Annotated in this window: 20 protein-coding genes; 15 read left to right on the top strand and 5 right to left on the bottom strand. The window is 42.3% G+C overall.

The annotated features are described in order from the left end of the window. The first annotated feature begins 41 nt into the window (after window positions 1-41). The 5 genes from BFG52_RS05970 to BFG52_RS17045 all read left to right on the top strand — a co-directional run bounded on the left by BFG52_RS05970 (window position 42) and on the right by BFG52_RS17045 (window position 4,760). On the top strand, window positions 42-902 hold the full coding sequence (locus tag BFG52_RS05970) for a MetQ/NlpA family ABC transporter substrate-binding protein (protein ID WP_067553581.1): 861 nt from the start codon (window positions 42-44) through the stop codon (window positions 900-902). Between the two features lie 21 nt (window positions 903-923). Continuing rightward, entirely contained in the window at window positions 924-1,994 is a 1,071-nt protein-coding gene (locus tag BFG52_RS05965; RefSeq protein ID WP_067553579.1) for a methionine ABC transporter ATP-binding protein, read from the top strand. Then, complete coding sequence (locus BFG52_RS05960) at window positions 1,987-2,646, top strand: methionine ABC transporter permease (protein ID WP_067553578.1); 660 nt, start codon at window positions 1,987-1,989, stop codon at window positions 2,644-2,646. The genes BFG52_RS05965 and BFG52_RS05960 overlap by 8 nt, the downstream gene beginning before the upstream one ends. 122 nt (window positions 2,647-2,768) lie before the next feature. Continuing rightward, entirely contained in the window at window positions 2,769-3,860 is a 1,092-nt protein-coding gene (gene ychF / locus BFG52_RS05955; RefSeq protein WP_067553576.1) for a redox-regulated ATPase YchF, read from the top strand. Between the two features lie 525 nt (window positions 3,861-4,385). Further along, complete coding sequence (locus BFG52_RS17045) at window positions 4,386-4,760, top strand: hypothetical protein (RefSeq protein WP_157758073.1); 375 nt, start codon at window positions 4,386-4,388, stop codon at window positions 4,758-4,760. A 156-nt stretch (window positions 4,761-4,916) separates the two neighbouring features. On the opposite strand, the gene BFG52_RS05950 is transcribed toward BFG52_RS17045, so the two are convergent. After that, window positions 4,917-5,378, bottom strand: coding sequence for a hypothetical protein (locus tag BFG52_RS05950; protein WP_067559205.1), 462 nt, complete (start codon window positions 5,376-5,378; stop codon window positions 4,917-4,919). A 152-nt stretch (window positions 5,379-5,530) separates the two neighbouring features. Here BFG52_RS05950 and BFG52_RS05945 point away from each other — a divergent pair, with 152 nt between their 5' ends. Both BFG52_RS05945 and ygaH read left to right on the top strand, forming a co-directional pair. Beyond that, a complete protein-coding gene (locus BFG52_RS05945; protein ID WP_067553574.1) occupies window positions 5,531-6,286 on the top strand; it encodes an AzlC family ABC transporter permease in 756 nt (251 codons plus the stop codon). After that, the gene (gene ygaH / locus BFG52_RS05940) at window positions 6,283-6,627 is read left to right on the top strand and encodes an L-valine transporter subunit YgaH (RefSeq protein ID WP_067553572.1); all 345 of its coding nucleotides are present in this window, start codon (window positions 6,283-6,285) and stop codon (window positions 6,625-6,627) included. The genes BFG52_RS05945 and ygaH overlap by 4 nt, the downstream gene beginning before the upstream one ends. A 1-nt stretch (window position 6,628) precedes the next feature. On the opposite strand, the gene BFG52_RS05935 is transcribed toward ygaH, so the two are convergent. Continuing rightward, window positions 6,629-7,444 (bottom strand): hypothetical protein, encoded by an 816-nt coding sequence (locus BFG52_RS05935; protein ID WP_157758072.1) that lies wholly within the window; start codon window positions 7,442-7,444, stop codon window positions 6,629-6,631. 153 nt (window positions 7,445-7,597) lie between these two features. After that, the gene (gene ppsR / locus BFG52_RS05930; RefSeq protein ID WP_067553568.1) at window positions 7,598-8,434 is read right to left on the bottom strand and encodes a posphoenolpyruvate synthetase regulatory kinase/phosphorylase PpsR; all 837 of its coding nucleotides are present in this window, start codon (window positions 8,432-8,434) and stop codon (window positions 7,598-7,600) included. Window positions 8,435-8,588: 154 nt separating this feature from the next. On the opposite strand from ppsR, the gene ppsA reads away from it, so the two are divergent. From ppsA to cyoE, 7 genes are all read left to right on the top strand, one after another. Further along, window positions 8,589-10,967 (top strand): phosphoenolpyruvate synthase, encoded by a 2,379-nt coding sequence (gene ppsA / locus BFG52_RS05925; RefSeq protein ID WP_067553566.1) that lies wholly within the window; start codon window positions 8,589-8,591, stop codon window positions 10,965-10,967. Window positions 10,968-11,033: 66 nt separating this feature from the next. Then, the gene (locus BFG52_RS05920) at window positions 11,034-11,819 is read left to right on the top strand and encodes an RDD family protein (protein ID WP_067559202.1); all 786 of its coding nucleotides are present in this window, start codon (window positions 11,034-11,036) and stop codon (window positions 11,817-11,819) included. 292 nt (window positions 11,820-12,111) lie between these two features. After that, the gene (gene cyoA, locus BFG52_RS05915) at window positions 12,112-13,164 is read left to right on the top strand and encodes a ubiquinol oxidase subunit II (protein WP_067553564.1); all 1,053 of its coding nucleotides are present in this window, start codon (window positions 12,112-12,114) and stop codon (window positions 13,162-13,164) included. Window positions 13,165-13,167: 3 nt separating this feature from the next. Next, window positions 13,168-15,150: a cytochrome o ubiquinol oxidase subunit I gene (cyoB, locus tag BFG52_RS05910; RefSeq protein WP_067553562.1), complete on the top strand. Its 1,983-nt coding sequence runs from the start codon at window positions 13,168-13,170 to the stop codon at window positions 15,148-15,150. 4 nt (window positions 15,151-15,154) lie between these two features. After that, on the top strand, window positions 15,155-15,769 hold the full coding sequence (gene cyoC / locus BFG52_RS05905) for a cytochrome o ubiquinol oxidase subunit III (RefSeq protein WP_067553560.1): 615 nt from the start codon (window positions 15,155-15,157) through the stop codon (window positions 15,767-15,769). Continuing rightward, a complete protein-coding gene (gene cyoD / locus BFG52_RS05900) occupies window positions 15,769-16,098 on the top strand; it encodes a cytochrome o ubiquinol oxidase subunit IV (protein WP_067553558.1) in 330 nt (109 codons plus the stop codon). Before cyoC ends, cyoD begins: the two co-directional genes overlap by 1 nt. A gap of 9 nt (window positions 16,099-16,107) precedes the next feature. Continuing rightward, a complete protein-coding gene (gene cyoE / locus BFG52_RS05895; protein ID WP_067553556.1) occupies window positions 16,108-16,986 on the top strand; it encodes a heme o synthase in 879 nt (292 codons plus the stop codon). A gap of 259 nt (window positions 16,987-17,245) precedes the next feature. On the opposite strand, the gene gloA is transcribed toward cyoE, so the two are convergent. Together gloA and BFG52_RS05885 are read right to left on the bottom strand one after the other, a co-directional pair. Continuing rightward, window positions 17,246-17,773 carry a lactoylglutathione lyase gene (gene gloA, locus BFG52_RS05890; protein ID WP_067553555.1) on the bottom strand — a complete coding sequence of 176 codons (528 nt, stop codon included), beginning with the start codon at window positions 17,771-17,773 and terminating at the stop codon, window positions 17,246-17,248. A gap of 193 nt (window positions 17,774-17,966) precedes the next feature. After that, on the bottom strand, window positions 17,967-18,764 hold the full coding sequence (locus BFG52_RS05885) for an AraC family transcriptional regulator (RefSeq protein WP_067553553.1): 798 nt from the start codon (window positions 18,762-18,764) through the stop codon (window positions 17,967-17,969). Window positions 18,765-18,858: 94 nt separating this feature from the next. Between BFG52_RS05885 and BFG52_RS05880 the strand changes: the two genes are divergently transcribed. Continuing rightward, a complete protein-coding gene (locus BFG52_RS05880; RefSeq protein ID WP_067559194.1) occupies window positions 18,859-20,040 on the top strand; it encodes an MFS transporter in 1,182 nt (393 codons plus the stop codon). Window positions 20,041-20,111: the final 71 nt, after the last annotated feature.

Below are 20,111 nucleotides of genomic sequence, written 5' to 3'. Positions count from 1 at the left end.
TGCGAGCAGCAATTGATTTATCGATTTAAAAGAAGATTTTTATGAGTAAAACACAGAATACACAACATACACGGCGTAATTGGTTGATCGGTTTAGGACTTGTTGCGCTGGTTATCGCAGCCGTGGTTTGGAACAACAGTCGTGGACAACAACAACCTTTAAAAATTGCCATTAGCCCCTCCTTTGCCAGCTCACTACAAGTTGCTGTCAATGAAGCCAAGAAGCAAGGTTTAAACGTTGAACTCATTGAATTTTCAGACTGGAATACGCCTAATATCGCATTAAATAATGGCGATATTGATGCCAATTTTTTCCAACATCAGCCCTTCCTCAACAATGCAATTCAAAAAAGTGATTATAAATTAAAGCCTTTTGCCGTAGGTGCCGCATCACATGTCGGTTTATATTCAAAGAAATATAAATCTCTGGCAGAACTCCCGACGCAAGCCCGCGTGGTCATTCCCAATGATCCGGTAAACCAAGGTCGTGCCTTGTTATTACTACAACAAGCACAGCTGATCACCTTACAGCAACCCGGTAATCATTTATCCAATTTACAGCAAATTGCCAGCAATCCGAAACAACTGAAATTTATTGAAGTCGAAGGACCACAAACGGCACGTGCATTGGATGATGCAGACCTTGCCTTTGGCTACCCACATTATTTACGTTTGGCCAAAACAGCTGATCCCAACGATGCGCTACTTTTAGATGATAATAAAAGCGCTTTATATGCCATTTTATTTGTGGTGCGCGATGACTATGTCGACCAAGATGATCGTCTGGCTAAATTCGTAGAGATTTATCAGAACTCACCCGAAGTCAAAACAGCCTTAGATCAAGAGTTTGGCGCTAAATTATGGTTCCCTGCCTGGAAACTTCCAGCGCAGAAAGCGATCTAATCGCTCTATAGGAGATTGGCTATGGTTAGTTTTGGACAAGGAATCGATTTTCCGCAAGCACGTACACAACCACATATACAGATTCGCCATTTAAATAAATATTATTCGGTCAATGGTCAAGCGCTACACGCACTGAAAGATATCAATCTAGATATTCAAAGTGGCAAAATTTTAGGCATTATCGGTAAAAGCGGCGCAGGTAAATCTTCTTTACTGCGCACCCTCAATGGGCTCGAAGCCTTTGACTCAGGGAGTATTTTGTTACAACAGCAAGCTATTCAGCAGCTGTCACAACATGACTTAAATCAGTTACGCAAGAAAATCGGCATGATTTTCCAGCATTTTAATTTACTGTCCGCCAAAACCATTTGGCAAAATGTCGCCTTACCCTTAGTGATTAAACAAACCCCCGCGGATGTGATTGAATCACGAGTGCGTGAGCTACTACACTTGGTCGGTCTAGCTGATAAAGCAGACTACTACCCGTCACAACTTTCGGGCGGGCAAAAACAACGCGTCGGTATTGCCCGTGCATTGGTGAACCAACCCGATTTACTCCTGTGTGATGAAGCCACATCGGCATTAGATCCTGAAAGTACCGCTGCCATCTTGAGCTTGCTCAAATCGATCAACCAAAAGCTCGGCATTACGATCGTCTTGATCACCCATGAAATGCAGGTCATCCGTGATTTATGTGATGATGTCGTGGTCCTAGAGCAAGGGCAAATTATTGAGTCTGGTGCTGTACTCAATGTTTTTGCACAGCCTCAACACCCCACAACACGAGAATTTTTACAACAGCAATATCAGCATCACGATATTGCACTACACCACTCTCCAAGCGCAGCACAGCATCATACCGTGCTTCAACTGAATTATGCGCATCGTCTAGCACAGACACCAAACTTAAAAGAACTCTTTGCTGTATTCGATCAACCGGTACATTTATACCAAAGCCATGTCGATCCCGTTCAGCAGCATAGCTTAGGCTATTTAATCCTTGCGGTTGAAGACACCGCCCTAGAGCTTGAAGCATTACAAAAGCGTTTAAATCCCTTTGCTATTCAAGTGGAGATCTTAGGTTATGTATGATTATGTTTGGCCTTTATTGATCAGTGGCGGTATTGATACCGTTATTATGGTCGGTATCTCTGCTATTTTTACCTTACTGATTGGCTTACCCTTGGCTGTGATCTTGGTCATTACCGATCAACAGGGGATTTACCCTAAGCCTAAACTTAATGCAGTTTTGGCAGCTATTGTAAATATTACCCGCTCCATCCCTTTTCTAATCCTGATGGTGGCTTTAATTCCACTCACTCGGCTTTTGGTCGGAAGTAGCTATGGTGTCTGGGCAGCCATCGTGCCACTCAGTTTTGCTGCAATTCCTTTTTTTGCCCGAATTGCTGAAGTCAGTTTACGTGATGTCGATGCTGGTTTAATTGAAGCAGCACAAGCAATGGGCTGTAGTCGTCAACAGATCATTCGTCATGTGCTCTTGCCAGAGTCATTATCAGCCATTGTCGCGGGTTATACCGTTACCTTGATTACCATGATTAATTCTTCTGCTGTTGCTGGTGCCATTGGTGCGGGTGGTTTAGGTGATATTGCCTATCGTTATGGTTTTCAACGTTTTGATATGGTGGTCATGCTGGCCGTGATTGTTGTGTTGGTGGCCTTAGTGATGCTTATCCAAAAACTTGGCGATCATTTCGCCCTACAACTTGATAAAAAACGACTCTAATCTGAAACAACTCTGCCTGCATCGACTCGCGACCAAGAGGCAGGCAGATTTATGATTTCCCCTCAGCTCGGCTTTGATGTAAAATCACCGGCAATTTATGTCTATGCTTTGTGAGTCTGTTCATGGGTTTTAATTGTGGCATTGTTGGTTTACCCAATGTAGGTAAATCCACCCTTTTCAATGCATTAACCAAAGCTGCCATTGCAGCAGAAAACTTTCCATTTTGTACGATTGAGCCCAATACCGGGATTGTTCCTGTGCCGGATGCGCGTTTAGATAAGCTTGCAACAATTGTAAAACCGCAACGCATTTTGCCAACCACCATGGAATTTGTGGATATTGCTGGCTTGGTTGCCGGTGCCTCTAAAGGTGAAGGATTGGGTAACCAATTCTTGGCCAATATCCGTGAAACTGACGCAATTGCCCATGTTGTCCGTTGCTTTGAAGATGAAAATGTCATTCACGTCAATGGAAAAATTGACCCACTGGATGATATCGCAACCATTAATACAGAATTGGCACTTTCTGACTTAGAAACCGTCAATAAATCTTTAACGCGCCTCAGCAAAAGTGCCAAAGGCGGCGATAAAGAAGCGCTAGCGACCAAAGCAGCGTTAGAAAAGATTTTACCGCTCCTAGACGAAGGTAAACCTGCGCGTGCCGCAGAGCTTTCTGATGATGAACGTAAACTCATTCGTGGTTATGGCTTACTGACGTTAAAACCCACCATGTATATTGCCAACGTTGCTGAAGATGGTTTTGAAAACAACCCACATCTCGATGCGGTTAAAGCCTTGGCTGAATCTGAAAATGCTATTGTTGTCCCACTGTGCAACCAGATTGAAGCTGAGATCTCATTATTGGAAGATGATGAGCGCGCTGAATTCCTTGAAGCCATGGGGATGCAAGAACCGGGGCTCAATATCGTGATTCGTGCTGGCTATAAACTACTGGGTTTACAGACCTACTTTACTGCGGGTGTACAAGAAGTTCGTGCCTGGACCGTAAAAGTTGGTGCAACTGCACCGCAAGCCGCTGGTGTGATTCATACTGATTTTGAAAAAGGTTTTATTCGCGCTGAATGTATTGCTTATGATGATTTCATTCAATTCAATGGTGAAGCGGGTGCAAAAGAGGCTGGTAAATGGCGTCTTGAAGGCAAAACCTACGTTGTTCAAGATGGTGACGTCTTGCACTTCCGCTTTAATGTCTAAGGTTTTAAGCGCGAATGTTTTAGGGTTAAGCTCTAGAAGCAAAGCTTATGTCGCCTGATTGATCACTATACTGTCAGCACATAAACCTTTGTCCATCCAATTGACCGCTCAATGTAGCGGTCAATTTTTTACACAGACAAAATCATCTAACCATTCATCTAAGAATTCATCTAAAAATAAAGCACAACAATATCTTAACCTTAGTCTTAATCTTAGCCTCAGTCATGAGATCATACATGCACACAACTGCATATTTAGCTAAGTGAACACAACAAAAGCCAGCTGGGCAATTACAACCATAAGCTTTAGATTTGAATGATGCTGCTGATTGCGCAGTCCTGATGATACTTTGCCTAGCATCTGGCTTTAACCGCATGACTTTAATTGTATGGCTTTAATTGTATGGCTTTAATTGTATGGCTTTAATCGTATAGCTTGAACTATAAAAATTAATAGACTGAATTGAAAGCGTTCCAAATCAAAAACTTAAATTTCAAAAGCAAATTTTAAAAGAGTTGGCGATCAATGAATACACATCTCGTTATAGTGCTGGTTTATAGCGGCGTACTTGTTATGCTAAGCACCTTGCACTGGAGTCATGCCACTTGCCCACAAGGGCTGACCTACTTAAATATTCCCAGTAAAGCTGGAAAAATAGGCGCTTGCGTACAAGCCACCCCACAACACCCTACAGCACGATCAGTAAACAAAGGCGTTTATCCCTCACCCACAAACCGCCTCAATAGCAACAACCCGACTATTTTCGCCCAACGGCAACATCGCGATGTTATTACGACGCAGCAGATATCAAATGAACCACCGCAAGACCATACCACTGACAATCGACACAGCACAATATCCCGATTGCCCATAGCGCACAGCACAAAGCCACATCCCTAAGCTTTAAGTTGTGGAATGATACAGGATAGCAATATCGATAACAGAGATAATACCACTGCGCAGCGTCCCAGATCAGTAGCCAAGACCTGTCAGGCCAAGCACATACAGCATGATCTCTACGATGAGAGATACTGCAAAGTCAATCCTAAAACGATATTAAGTCGGTGAGGTATTCCCCAGCTCGGGTACGGCTAAGGCTTGTTGGCATTGCTTTTTATCTCGTTCATAATCGCTTTGCTTGTTTGGCTGTTGCGAGTCTTGTTCAATCACATTACGTGCCCATACATCTAGACTGGTTAAAGCTTTGCGGCACAGCGCGTATTTCCCTTCAGTCACAGAATCAGTCATTTTTACATGAATACGCCAATCTGTACTGAGTTTACGTAACTCAGGACGAACTTGTTGGACAATCTCTTCTGTCTGCCCTGCATAAACAATAGGGTCAAGATGATTCATTAATTCCCATGCAGCATGCGCATAGCTGGTGGCGTCATTTGTCAGTTTGGGTGCAGCTTTAATCTCAACTTTATTGGCTGGTTCTTGTTGATCTGGTGTACAGCCTGTAAGTAGCAACAGTACACATCCCAATCCCAGACTCAACTTTGCCAATGTTTGCATAAACATAATCAACCGCATCTTAGACATCAATGATGCACTATGCTATTCAATTCAGTTATAATTCTCAACTAAAATCCGCCCCTTTCGGGCTCTTCCTCATCCGCAATCATCAGCGACTTGATTGCTTTTTCTGTTGAATCATCAGGTGACTTGTGTCTGAATCACAGCAGCACGTAACACATCCCATAACACCTGCCAATTTCTGGCAAGGGGTTAAAGACAGTCAGGTGATTATTTTTACCTATCTTCCCGTTTCTTTTGCCTTTGGCGTCTCAGCAACACAGTTTGGCTTTAGTGCATGGGAGGCTCTCTTTTTATCTTGCACCATGTATGCTGGTGCTAGCCAGTTTCTGGTGGTGGCCTTATTGGGCAGTGGCACCTCAATTTGGATGACAGCAATTACTGTTATCGCTTTGGATATTCGGCATTTACTCTATGGTCCAGCTTTACACCAGCTGATTCCAAACAAATTGCAACTGAAAAAAACAGCAATTTGGGCTTGGGGTTTAACCGATGAAGTTTTTGCCAGTGGCATGATCCAGCTTTCTCAGCGTCGTCAGCAATGGTCAGAACAATGGATGATGGGCTTAAGCTTAAGCAGCTGGCTGTCATGGAGTATGGGCTCACTCTTTGGCGCATTATTTGCTGACCAAGTTTCACGCCTACCCGATTTTATCCAAGCCGCTTTAGACTTTCTTTTACCTGCCTTGTTCTTAAGTTTTTTATTGGCCGCTTTTGAAAAGAAACACTTCTTAGTGGTGATGACTGCGCTCAGTGTTGCAACTGTTGCTTGTTATAGCATTAGTTTATCTGCGGCGATTTTCTTGGGTATATTGTCGGGTATTTTGGCAGGTTTATTTAAACACTATGTACTCAAGCAAAAAGATATAGAGAGTGACCACGCATGAGTTTACAAATTATTTTAATTGGGATTATAGTCGGGATCGCCAATTTTTTATCACGTTTTGGTCCGCTTTATGTCATCGAGAAAACGCAACAGCGCCAAAATAAACGCGGTGCTATCTGGATTAAGGTTGCCCTCGGTAGTATCGGCATTGCCGCCATTAGTGCCATGTTGGTTGTAGCAGCCTTACCACCGATTATTGAAAACCCGCATAAAACCGTAGCGACAATTATTGGTTTTATAGTACTGAGTGCCTTGTATTTTAAATCGAAGAAAATTGTATTTTCTACCCTCACCGCGGCACTCAGTTATGGTTTGGTCTATACTTATTTGCCGTGGTTTTAACTTATCGGGTTGTGCTCGGTACAATACCACGATATTGAAAAATATCGCCCTGTTTTTGATAACGGAAATATTGATCTTGCGGAACCAAGTTTTTATCTAGTATTCGGATATCAATAAACTGTGTATCGGCAGAAAAACGAATCATCTCTTGATAAATTTTAGAATAATCTTGATAAAATGAATCTTGTGGACGAAAAGCCTTACAGTTATATGGCACAGCGATTTTACTCAAGGTTTGCTGTTGGGTTTTAAAAACTTTCGCCTCAGTTAAACCATGCTCACCTAAAGTATAGGCTCGCAAAGTGCTATCACCTTCACAACTGCTGTGAATCGCACTATCGACCAGTAAATACACAACCTGTTCGCCGAGCCGCGTTTGTCCAACGCGACGTAATAACGCGATATTGGCGAGTTTTTGTTGTTGTACTTTGTCAGCAACTTTATATTGGATCATATTTTCAAAAAAGCGCATGCTGCCGCCCGAAGAGGTATCCAGATTATAAATTTTTAATTTATGATCTGGACTATAAAACAGCCGCAGCATATTTTTTTGTCTTAGAGCTTTAAAATCATAACGAAAACTGCTGTTTGGTTGCTGAGATATGATTTTCTTTATGCCATCGGCAATCTGTCGATTATATTGATCGGCTTCAAAACGTCCACCTTGAAAATCGTCTTGGTAATATTGCGAGATAATTTTCTGCTCAAGTGTTTTTACTGTTTCTGCATAGAGTGCATGACCATATAATACACCACATAACACACTAGAACTGCATAACACACGAAAACCGCGGCATACGCATTGCCAATTTTTCATAACGTTACTTTAATCTTTAGCCCATAAAATTTGAGATTTACACTAAATGACAAACACTGCCCGTTGCAAATGAGTATTGCTGGATCATATAAATAATATATAAAAGTTAAAATGTAAAAACGCTATACTCATGAGGCAACAAAGCGTAGTGTTTTAACCAATACGACGTTTTAATCCAGTCAACTGTAAAATACGGGTAGAAATTTCTTCAATCGACATTTCAGAAACATTGAGATATTTAATCCCTTCTGAGATATAAATACCTTCAACTGCGCGTAGTTCCATTTGACATTGACTAAAACTAGCATAGCGACTATTGGCTTTACGTTCACTACGAATAGCAACCAAACGCTCTGCATCAATCATTAAACCAAATAATTTATTTTTATGTGGTCTCAATACTGCCGGAAGACGGTTATCGTCTAAATCTTCTTCAGTTAATGGATAATTTGCCACGCGAATACCAAACTGCAAAGATAAATAAATCGATGTTGGGGTTTTACCAGAACGAGAAACCCCTATTAAAATAATATCGGCCTTATCATAATGTCGTGTTCTAGCACCATCATCATTATCCAGTGCAAAATGTACCGCATCAATCCGCGCTTTATAATATTCGGAATCAGTGACTGCATGGGTTTGCCCAACTAAGGTGGTTGGTTGCGTGCCCAGTACATCGGAAAGTTTAGAAATAAGCCCTTCAAAAACATCTAAATTGACAGCATGTGCAGTATTAATAATATCGCGCACATATGGATCAACCAAAGTATCAAATACCAATGGCATTTGCCCATCTTTATCTGCACAACGATTTATGTCGGCAACCACCGTCATCGCAGCTTCTTCTGTGGTAATATACGGGATAATATGGATGTCGAAATCTACATTCGGAAACTGTGCTAAGAGCGAATGACCCAATGTTTCAGCAGTAATTGCAGTGCCATCAGAGATAAAAAACACACTACGCTTTATTTGTTTACTTTCTGGCATTAAAATACTCCTTAAATATTTGTCTTAGCACTATATTGTCTTTATAGTAAACTGATCTTACATGGCTGTCGCTTAGTAAACATAAAATACTAAGTTTTCTGTTATAATTTCATGCCAAGATATTGATTAATACTGCAAAAGTGGAGTAACAACTTTGGAAGCGCGCGTAATCGGTCTGGAAAAACTAGGGAAACACGACGTTGAGATCGTGGGTGGGAAGAACTCTTCACTCGGGGAAATGATCAGTCATTTATCAAATGCTGGTGTATCAGTTCCGGGTGGGTTTGCAACAACAGCTTCTGCATACCGTGAGTTCCTAGAACAAAGCGGCTTAAACACCAAAATTCAAGCAGAATTAAATCAATTGGACGTAGACGACGTCAATGCACTCGCCGAGACTGGTGCTAAAATTCGTCAATGGATTGTAGAAACCCCACTTACCGCTGAACTTGAAAAAGAAGTTCGTGCTGCATTTGCAGAATTGTCAAAAGGAAATCCTGACATTGCTGTCGCAGTACGTTCATCTGCAACTGCAGAAGATTTACCAGACGCATCTTTTGCAGGACAACAAGAAACGTTCCTAAATATTCGTGGCATCGACAATGTTTTGATTGCCATCAAAGAAGTCTTTGCTTCTTTATATAATGACCGCGCTATCGCTTACCGTGTGCACCAAAATTTTGATCATGACATTGTTGCCCTCTCTGCCGGTGTACAACGTATGGTTCGTTCTGAAACGGGTGCAGCAGGCGTGATGTTCACTTTGGACACCGAATCGGGTTTCCGTGAAGCAGTCTTTATTACCGCATCTTATGGTTTGGGTGAAATGGTGGTACAAGGTGCCGTCAACCCTGACGAATTCTATATTTCTAAGCCTTTGCTCCGTAATGGTAAACATGCCATTTTACGTCGCAACCTCGGTTCTAAGCACCAAAAAATGATTTATGGTGATGAAGCCGTTGCGGGTAAATCTGTTGTTGTGGTCGATGTAGAAAAAGCCGATCGTCTACAATTTGCTTTAAATGACCAAGAGCTTGAAAATCTTGCGAAACAAGCTTTGATCATTGAAGAACACTACCAAGCGCCAATGGATATCGAATGGGCAAAAGACGGTGATGATGGTCAAATCTACATCGTACAAGCACGTCCAGAAACGGTTAAAAGCCGTGAAAATGTTGGTACCATGGAACGCTATCTGTTGAAACAAAAAGGCAGCGTGATCTGTGAAGGTCGTTCAATCGGGCAACGTATTGGCTCAGGTAAAGTCCGCATTGTCACTTCTATCAAAGAAATGGACAAAGTTCAACCAGGCGATGTTCTTGTTTCTGATATGACCGATCCTGATTGGGAACCAGTCATGAAACGTGCTGCTGCCATCGTCACCAACCGTGGTGGTCGTACTTGTCACGCAGCAATCATCGCACGTGAACTCGGTGTGCCAGCCATTGTTGGCTGTGGTAATGCCACTGAAGTGCTCACGGATGGTCAGGAAGTTACTGTTTCTTGTGCCGAAGGTGATACAGGCTTTATTTATGAAGGTGCTTTGGACTTTGAAGTACAGCGCAACTCAATTGAATCTATGCCGAAACTTCCGTTCAAAATTATGATGAACGTCGGTAACCCAGACCGTGCTTTTGACTTTGCACAAATTCCAAATGAAGGGATTGGTCTTGCGCGTCTAGAATTCATCATCAACCGTATGATTGGTGTACATCCTAAAGCACTCTTAAACATCGATAGCTTACCTCGCGAAACACGTGCTGCTGTATTGGCACGTACTGCTGGTTACTCTTCTCCAATCGAATTTTATGTTGAGAAATTGGTTGAAGGTATCTCAACACTTGCTGCTGCATTTGCAGACAAGCCCGTCATTGTGCGTATGTCTGATTTCAAATCAAACGAATATGCCAACCTCATTGGCGGTAAGTTATACGAGCCAGAAGAAGAAAACCCAATGCTCGGTTTCCGTGGTGCGAGTCGCTATGTATCCGACAACTTCCGTGACTGCTTCGAACTAGAATGTCGTGCTTTGAAGAAAGTACGTGATGAAATGGGTCTCACCAACATCCAAATCATGATTCCATTTGTACGTACCGTTGCTGAAGCCAAACGTGTCATCGAACTATTAGGCTTAAATGGTCTGAAACGCGGTGAAAATGGTCTAAAAGTGATCATGATGTGTGAATTGCCAACCAATGCATTATTGGCTGAACAATTCCTTGAACACTTCGATGGTTTCTCTATCGGTTCAAACGACTTAACCCAATTAACCCTTGGCTTAGACCGTGACTCTGGCATTGTTTCTCATCTATTTGATGAGCGTGATGCAGCAGTAAAAGCCTTGCTCTCTATGGCAATTCATGCATGTCGTAAAGCGGGTAAATATGTTGGTATTTGTGGTCAAGGACCATCTGACCATCCAGATCTTGCTCGTTGGTTAATGGAACAAGGTATTGAATCTGTTTCTCTGAATCCAGACTCTGTTTTAGATACTTGGTTCTTCTTAGCTGAAGAAAAGACTAAACAACTTTAACAAAACATGTTAAAAGAGACCCCAGGAATGGGGTCTTTTTATTTCAATATTCGAGATTTTAGTTTTATGCAAATTTACTTGGCACGCAATAATCAACAAGCTGGTCCATATAGCCTCGAACAAATCAATCAAATGCTCGCGAATCAACAGATCTTATTGACAGATTTGGCTTGGCATCAGGGTATGAAGGAATGGAAAGCTTTAGGTGAATTAACGCAAGGCAAACTTGTGTATCAACCAGCACCCGAATTTTTGGTCGCTCCACCGAGCAAAACAACACAGACTCATTCGTCTACGACAGCAACAAATAACCAGCAGCTTGGCAGTGCAGTAACACAACAAAGTAAAGCACAAGTACTGGCATCCGTTGGCGCACGTTTCGCTGCCAAACTGATTGACCTTTTGTTATGGATACCAGCTTTTTCTCTACCGGCTTTCTTCTTAAATGCAGAACAAGCCCAACAACTTGAAAAATTACAAGAGCAGATTCCTCATATCACAACGGCAGTTCAAGCGACAGAATTTCGTCAGAGTGTTTATAGCCTCTTCCCTGAACAAGCTTGGTTTGCCATGTTTGCATACATCATTATTATGCTACTGATCCAAGCGTTCCTTTTAGCCAAATCAGGGCAATCAATCGGAAAAAAAGCCTTAAAGATTAAAATTGTAGATGCTCAGAGTGGTGGGCCTGTCAATCTGACCCGTATTTTCTTATTGCGTAGTGTGGTCTTTATGATCTTAAGTTATATCCTCACGCCTTTTGTCTTTATCATAGACTCATTGTTTATCTTTACTGAAAAGAAGCAAACATTGCACGATAAATTGGCAAAAACCAAGGTCATAAAACAGTAAATCAGGCGTTAAAATTTAGGGGTGCATCGCACCCTTTTTTACTATATTTAGTTGATTTAAAAATAAATAAAAAGCAAAAAAAAGTAATCCCGAGCGAAAAAATTGGTTTTATTACAAATATATAAACAGCCATTACATATAGCTAAGTTGAATGATATCAGGCATAATGCCTTACAACGTAGCTGTGTCCATTTTTTGCAGTTTAATTTTTATTTATAGCTGTAAAAGCACCGACACTACAATCGCTATCCCATATATTTTAGGGAATGGGACTCTTCACCGAGGTTGTAAAATGAGACAAACAATTTTGTCTGTATTGTCTTTATCAACGCTTGCCGTACTCTTAACCGGGTGTGGTGGTGATATCGTTCTACTCAATTCCAAAGGTCCTGTAGCGCAAGGTCAAAGTAACCTTATGCTCACAGCGATCGGTCTCATGTTATTGGTGGTGATTCCATCGATTCTCATGGCCATTGGATTTGGCTGGAAATATCGCGCGTCAAATAAAGCTGCAGACTATAAACCGACTTGGGCACATTCAACAAAAATTGAAGTTGTTGTTTGGGGCGTACCAATCATCATTATCGCTATTTTAGCTGCCTTAACTGTGTGGGGCTCACATCGATATGATCCATATCGTCCTGTAGAGTCTGCAACCAATCAAGCGCCAGTTAATATTCAAGTCATTGCTGAAGCATATAAATGGATATTCATCTATCCAGATCAAGAAATTGCCACAGTAAATGAAATGCGCTTCCCAGAGAAAACTCCTGTTAGCTTACGTTTAACCTCTAACTTCACGATGAACTCGTTCTTCATTCCACAGTTGGCTGGTCAAATTTACGCTATGGCGGGCATGCAGACCCATCTTAATTTGCTTGCAGACAATACAGGTGAATTCCGCGGTTTCTCATCAAACTATAGCGGTTATGGTTTCTCGCAAATGCGTTTCAAAGCGTACAGCGTAACTGAAACTGAATTTAAAGACTGGGTTGCAGCGATTAAAGCGAACAACGGTACTTCTGTTAATTCAGCAGCTATTCAGAAAGGTCTTTTAGATCAAACTGAATTTGCATCATTGCGTGATGGTATCCATTCAAAACAACAAATTGAATCGGCAAAAATCCACGCATCTACTGAAGCTCAACATGAGCATGCAGCGAAGATTGCAGCTGAAGGAACTTATCCAACTAAGCCACATCCTGTGACTTATTATTCTTCAGTTGAACCTAAATTGTTCGAATCAGTGATTAACAAATACATGAGTAATTACCATGGTGCAGACCATGATGTAGCTGCGACTCATGAAGATGTTAAACATGCGACTGCTTCTGTAGAGGAATAAGACATGTTTGGAAAGCTAGGTTGGGATGCGATACCGCACGATCCGATCGTGCAGGTAACCATCTTGTTTATGGTACTTGGTGCCATTGCAGTATTCGCAGGTGTCACCTACTTTAAAAAGTGGGGCTACTTGTGGAATGAATGGTTTACCTCTGTAGACCATAAAAAAATTGGTATCATGTATATCTTCGTATCACTGATCATGCTGTTGCGTGGTTTTGCTGATGCCATCATGATGCGCCTTCAATTGTTCCTTGCCAAAGGTGGCGGTGAAGGTTATTTACACCCAGAACACTATGACCAAATTTTTACCGCGCATGGCGTCATCATGATCTTCTTCGTGGCCATGGGTCTCGTTGTCGGTATGATGAACATTGTTGTGCCACTACAAATTGGTGCACGTGACGTTGCCTTCCCTTTACTTAACTCTTTAAGTTTTTGGTTGTTTGCAGGTTCTGCTGGTTTAGTGATGCTGTCTTTGGCATTGGGTGAATTTGCAGCAACAGGTTGGATGGCTTATCCACCGCTTTCTGGTATTCAATATTCACCAGGCGTCGGGGTTGACTACTATATCTGGTCGGTACAGGCTTCCGGTTTAGGGACCTTGCTGACAGGTGTTAACTTCTTCGTGACCATCATCAAGATGCGTACTCCTGGCATGAAATTGATGGATATGCCGATTTTCACTTGGACTGTACTTTGTACTGTCGTGTTAATCATTGCAGCATTCCCTGTGTTAACAGCTACTATTGCGATGTTAACTTTAGACCGTTACTTCGATTTCCACTTCTTCACCAATGAGCTTGGCGGTAGTCCAATGCTGTATGTGAACTTGATTTGGACTTGGGGTCACCCTGAAGTTTATATCTTGGTATTACCAGCATTTGGTCTATACTCAGAAATCACAGCAACATTCAGCCGCAAAGCACTGTTTGGCTATAAATCAATGGTTTATGCAACCGTTGCCATTACTGTGTTGTCTTTCGTAGTATGGGTGCATCACTTCTTTACCATGGGTGCTGGTGCCAACGTTAACGCCTTCTTCGGCTTAATGACGATGGTCATCGCAATCCCAACGGGTGTGAAAATCTTCTCATGGTTATTTACCATGTACAAAGGTCGTATCAGCTACACCTCCCCGATGCTTTGGACACTGGGCTTCCTGGTGACCTTTGGTATTGGTGGTATGACAGGCGTACTGATGGCTGTGCCACCCGCTGACTTCTTGGTTCACAACTCATTATTCTTGATCGCTCACTTCCATAACGTCATCATTGGTGGTGTGGTGTTTGCTGTTTTCGCTGGTTTGATTTACTACTGGCCCAAAATGTTTGGTTGGAAACTCAACGAAGCATGGGGTAAAGCAGCGTTCTGGTTCTGGTTCATTGGTTTCTACTTCGCATTCATGCCACTGTATATCCTTGGTTTCATGGGTATGACGCGTCGTCTAAACACCTATGACAACCCAGACTGGGATCCATACTTAGCCATTGCATTGGTCGGTGCGGTACTCATCGCCATCGGTATTGCATGTTTTGTTATGCAAGTTGTTGTGGGTTTCTTACAACGCAAAGACAACATGGACTATACCGGCGATCCATGGGGTGGCCGTACTTTAGAATGGTCAACCTCTTCTCCTGCACCGTTCTATAACTTCGCTTATCTTCCAAAAGGTGAAGGTATTGACCGTTTCTGGATCGAGAAGCAAGAAGGTACTGCCTACGTTCGCCCAGAAAAGTATGAAGATGTACATATGCCAACCAACCGTGTTGCTGGTTTTGGTATTTCAATCTTGATCACTATTATGTGTTTCGGTTTGATCTGGCACATCTGGTGGCTCGTCATTGCAACCTTCATTGCAACGATTGCCAGCTTTATTGCAAGTTCGTTCACTAAAAAAGTGGATTACTACGTACCTGCTGCTGAAGTTGAGCGTATCGAAAATGAGCATTTTGCAATGCTTGATAAACACTTGAAGAAGGACTAAGTAAATGGCTGACGTACTTCATCACAACCAGGATCATGCAGAACATCATCACGATGACTCTGACATCACGATCTTTGGTTTCTGGACTTACTTGATGAGTGACTTGATTATATTCGGTACACTCTTCATCGCGTACGCTGTGTTAAGCAGCCATATTCCTCTTGGAACACCAAGTGCTAAAGAGCTATTCGGTGATTCACTTGGCTTTGTATTGACTGAAACCTTTGCCCTACTGATTTCTTCAGTAACCTTTGGTTTTGCAGTACTGGCTTCTTACAAGAAAAACGTTGGCCAAGTACTCACTTGGTTAGCAATTACTTGGTTATTTGGTGCCGCATTTATCGGAATGGAACTATATGAGTTCTCTCACTTAGTTCACGAAGGTCATGGTCCAACAACAAGCGCATTCTTGTCAGCATTCTTTACACTTGTTGGTACGCATGGTATCCACGTCACTTCAGGTTTAGTGTGGATGATCGTATTGATGATTCAAATCAAAAATAATGGTTTGAATACTACCACTACACGTCGTCTTGCATGTTTAAGCTTGTTCTGGCACTTCCTTGACATCGTTTGGATCTGTGTATTCAGCGTCGTTTACTTAATGGGAGTTCTCTAATGAGTCACGAGCATAATGCTGCGGGTGCTTCGCACGGCAATACCAAGCAATATACGATTGGGTTTATCCTGTCGGTATTACTTACGGTGGTACCGTTCTATATGGTCATGAATAATGATTCATTTAGTCGTGGTGCGATTGTTGCAGCTATTACCATTACGGCTGTTGCTCAGGTTCTTGTGCAGTTAGTCTACTTCTTGCATATGAACTCCTCTTCAGAGCAACGTTGGAACGTGATTGCTTTTATCTACACCATTTTAACGGTCGCAGTCCTGCTAATCGGTTCGGTGTGGATTATGAATTACTTGCACTCTAATATGATGATCTAAACGGTTGTCATGTTAAAAAAGTATTTATTCCTGACCAAACCAGGAATTCTGTTCGGTAACTTCGTTACCACCTTGGGCGGCTTCTTTTTAGCCGCCCAAGGCGCTGTAGAATTCCTTTTACTTCTCTACACCCTGCTCGGTACAACATTAGTTGTTGCCTCAGGTTGTGTCGTCAATAATGTCATCGACCAAGACATTGACAGTAAAATGCAACGCACTCAAAACCGTGCTCTGGTTAAAAAAACCATTACACCCTTGATTGCTTTGATTTACGCCTTTGTTTTAGGTTTAGTTGGTTTTGGCATTTTGTGGTTTTTGGTCAACGCTTATGCCTTTGCTTTTGCCGCACTGGGTTATATCGTCTATGTGGTACTGTACAGTATGTGGAGTAAACGTAGCACGATTCATCAAACCCTGATTGGCAGTATCTCAGGCGCAAGCCCTCCGGTAATTGGTTATACCGCTGTTGCCCATCAATTCGATATCGCAGCGCTCCTGGTATTCTTGGCTTATGCCTTATGGCAAATGCCACATTCTTGGGCGATTGCAATCTATCGTTTTGAAGACTACAAAAACGCTGGCATTCCCATTTTACCTGTGGCACGTACAGTTTTACGCACCAAGATTGAATGCTTAATTTATGTGGTACTGTTTACGCTGGTCTTGAATGGATTATATTGTTTTGGCTATACCAATATTTTGTTTTTAATCACCTTTAATGCTCTATGCGCCTATTGGATTTACCTATCCTTGCTGGGCTTTAAAGCTGAAAATGAACAATTATGGGCGAAACGCTATTTTCTTTATTCTGTGATTTTAATTACTGCGCTCAGTATGAGTTTTGGCATTAGTTATATCTCACCTGCCCCCAACCTACCCATTTTCTAAGCAATGCTTTATAAGCAATATGGTACAGAACATTAGCTGTTAAACCCTATGTTCTGATACAGATCAAAGATAGAGGTTACCCTCTATCTTTTTTTTTGTGCCAGCATTTGGCATGATACACTTACTTTTAGATTGTTAATTACCTAAAATAAATCATAACGATGCGATCAAGATGCAATGCTATGCATAAGGCACATGTTATTCATAAAAAAACCGACCCTATCGATGTGATAGAGTCGGTTACAGATCATCGGTACATCTAGGCTGACAAAGGTGTAGGCTGCAAAATCTCAATCCAATAATCATCCGGATCTTTAATAAATGCAATGTAATTCATACGCCCTTCAGCAAGTTTCTTTTGGAAAGTTACACCAAGGCGTTCAAAACGTTGGCATTCTTTCACCACATCAGGCACTGAAATACATAAGTGTCCAAAGCCACGAGGGTCGCTATTGCCATTGTGATAATGAAAAGCGGGATCTTGTTCAGTACCATGATTATAGGTAAGTTCGAGTACCCCAGATTGCCCAAGCACCCATTCTTTACGCGCAGCATCATCCACTGGAATCTCCGTCAATGCACGGCGTACCATATATACAATTGTAAAAGCAGCGTCTTCGAAGACCTGTTCATATACTGGAATAAAGCCTAAAACATTGGCATAAAACTGAATGGATTGTTGTAGATCTTTGACACGAATCATGGTGTGGTTAAAAACATAATCCTTGGTTTCTGCTTCGACTTTTTCAGAAACTTGAAATTTATGCAATAAATCATGTAATGACATAAAGCCTTCCTCTAAAGATAAAACAAGCAAATGGGGTGCTTAAATATTGAGACCGTGCGCTTTGCATTTGGGCAAATTTGCGCTCAACCCCATTTCACATTTAATTTCACATCTATATGTTTTTATTCTACAGGGATTTAACATTAAATAGCGACCATTCAACTGCTATAGCGATCTTTTGTAATGTCTACTGTTATTTCTGCAAGGCGGCAAAATATTGGGTGGGTGACTGCCCTAGCGCTTTTTTAAACATGGTAATAAACGCTGTCACTGAGTCATAGCCCAAATTACCCGCGACATGTTGTACAGATAATCCATTGCTTAATTGCCGTAAGGCAATAATCAAATGCAATTGCTGGCGCCAACGACCAAAAGTAAGCCCAGTTTCTTGATGTATCAATCTTGCCAAGGTACGTTCGCTCATCGCCAATTGACTCGCCCAGTCTGCCAAAGTGGTACGATCCGATGGGTCTGCAATTAAACGCGCTGCGATATATCCAATCTTTGCATGACTGGATATAGGCAAATGTAACTGAGCAATGGGTTTGCTTGGCAACTGCTCCAATAACACCATCACCAAACGCCCCGTAGCACTCTCTAAATCATAGTCCGGGTCTTGCTGTGCCAAATACTCAATCATGGCACAGACCAAGGGATTCATCGCCAAAGTACAACATTGCTCAGGCATCTCAATCACATCGGGTTCGATAAATAAAAAGTAAATTTGAGCGTTATCCGTAGCGCGGTTGCTGTGCAACATACCACTTGGAATCCACACCGCATGATGTGGTGGCACCATCCACATGGCTTGGGATACTTCACAGGTTACCCCACCATGCATTGCCAAAATCAGTTGTCCCTTACGGTGGCGATGTAGTGGTTGCTCAACATGATTGTCAGCCACTTCTAAGCGTAAAGCCACCGCAGGTTGCGGATAATCATCTGGATCAAAACTGTTGATCGACAGATTTAAAGCCAAGCGTTTTGTCATAATTTAGCGATTTATTGATATGTTTTCTATATTAATAACTGTACTGGAAAAATACAATATAAACCAAATCCAAATATTGTTTATGGGACCTTATATGAATCATTCACAGACAGGATCCAGCCGTCGTCAATTGCTGATCTTTATTGGTATTTTATTGATTGCCACCAACTTACGTGCACCATTTACAGGGCTTCCGCCTTTACTCCCCTTAATCCAAACTGACTTTGCACTGAGCACCGTAGCAACGGGTGCACTGACCACCTTGCCGCTACTGGCTTTTGCTTTGCTTTCACCCGTCAGTGCCTTATTTGCGCGTAAATTTGGTTTAGAAAAAGCTTTGTTTATTGCTGTATTGACCATTGCAATCGGCATTTTGCTGCGCTCAGTGGGTCATGTCTGGAGCCTATTTTTGGGCACATGGGTTTTAGGCATGGGCATTGCAGCAGGCAATGTGCTACTCCCCAGTGTGGTAAAGCGTGATTTCCCCAATAAAGTTGCCGCGCTTACTGGTGCATATGCTTTAACCATGGGCATTGCAGCGGCATTGGGCTCAGCCACGGCCATACCCTTGGCACAACACTTTGGTTGGCAATGGGCATTATTGGCATTGTTGCTGCTCCCCATCAGCACCCTATTGGTGTGGAGTACCCAGCTTAAATCTGCACAAGCGATCGACAGCCACAACACGCAAATGTCCACACAAAATAGTATCTGGCGCTCAGCATTGGCCTGGCAAGTGACCTTATTTTTAGGTTTAAACTCAACTATTTATTATGTGATCGTCGGTTGGTTACCCAGTATTCTGGCCGATGCAGGTTTATCTGCCACTGAGGCAGGCTCTTTGCACGGCATCATGCAACTGGCAACAGCGCTACCCGGTTTAATCATTGCACCAATTTTACACCGTCTACATGACCAACGTATTCCAGCCGTAACGGTGGCGGCATGTTCTGCCATTGCACTACTCGGTTTATGGTTAGCGCCACAATTTGCCTTGTTATGGTCTATTTTCTTTGGCATAGGCACTGGCGCTGGGATTATTTTAGGCTTGGCTTTTATTGGTTTACGTACCCACAACGCACAGCAAGCTGCGGCTTTATCGGGCATGTCTCAATGTATCGGTTATTTACTGGCTGCTGTTGGACCAATGCTATTTGGCGCACTACATGATGTTTTTGCGGGCTGGCATGTCGTACTCATCCTCTGCACCCTACTGGCTGTGCTGATTGGCATCATTGGTTTATGGGTAGGTCGTAATCGCCAGATGACGGACTAAAATCCGATCAACCAGCATCTCGTCAATACGCAGTACATCGGCTCAGCCACTGCGGTGATACGCTAGCAACT

The sequence above is a fragment of the Acinetobacter larvae genome, from assembly GCF_001704115.1.
GTDB lineage: Bacteria > Pseudomonadota > Gammaproteobacteria > Pseudomonadales > Moraxellaceae > Acinetobacter > Acinetobacter larvae.
Note: the sequence above shows the minus strand (reverse complement) of the source record. Positions and strands in the feature narration are given on the sequence as shown.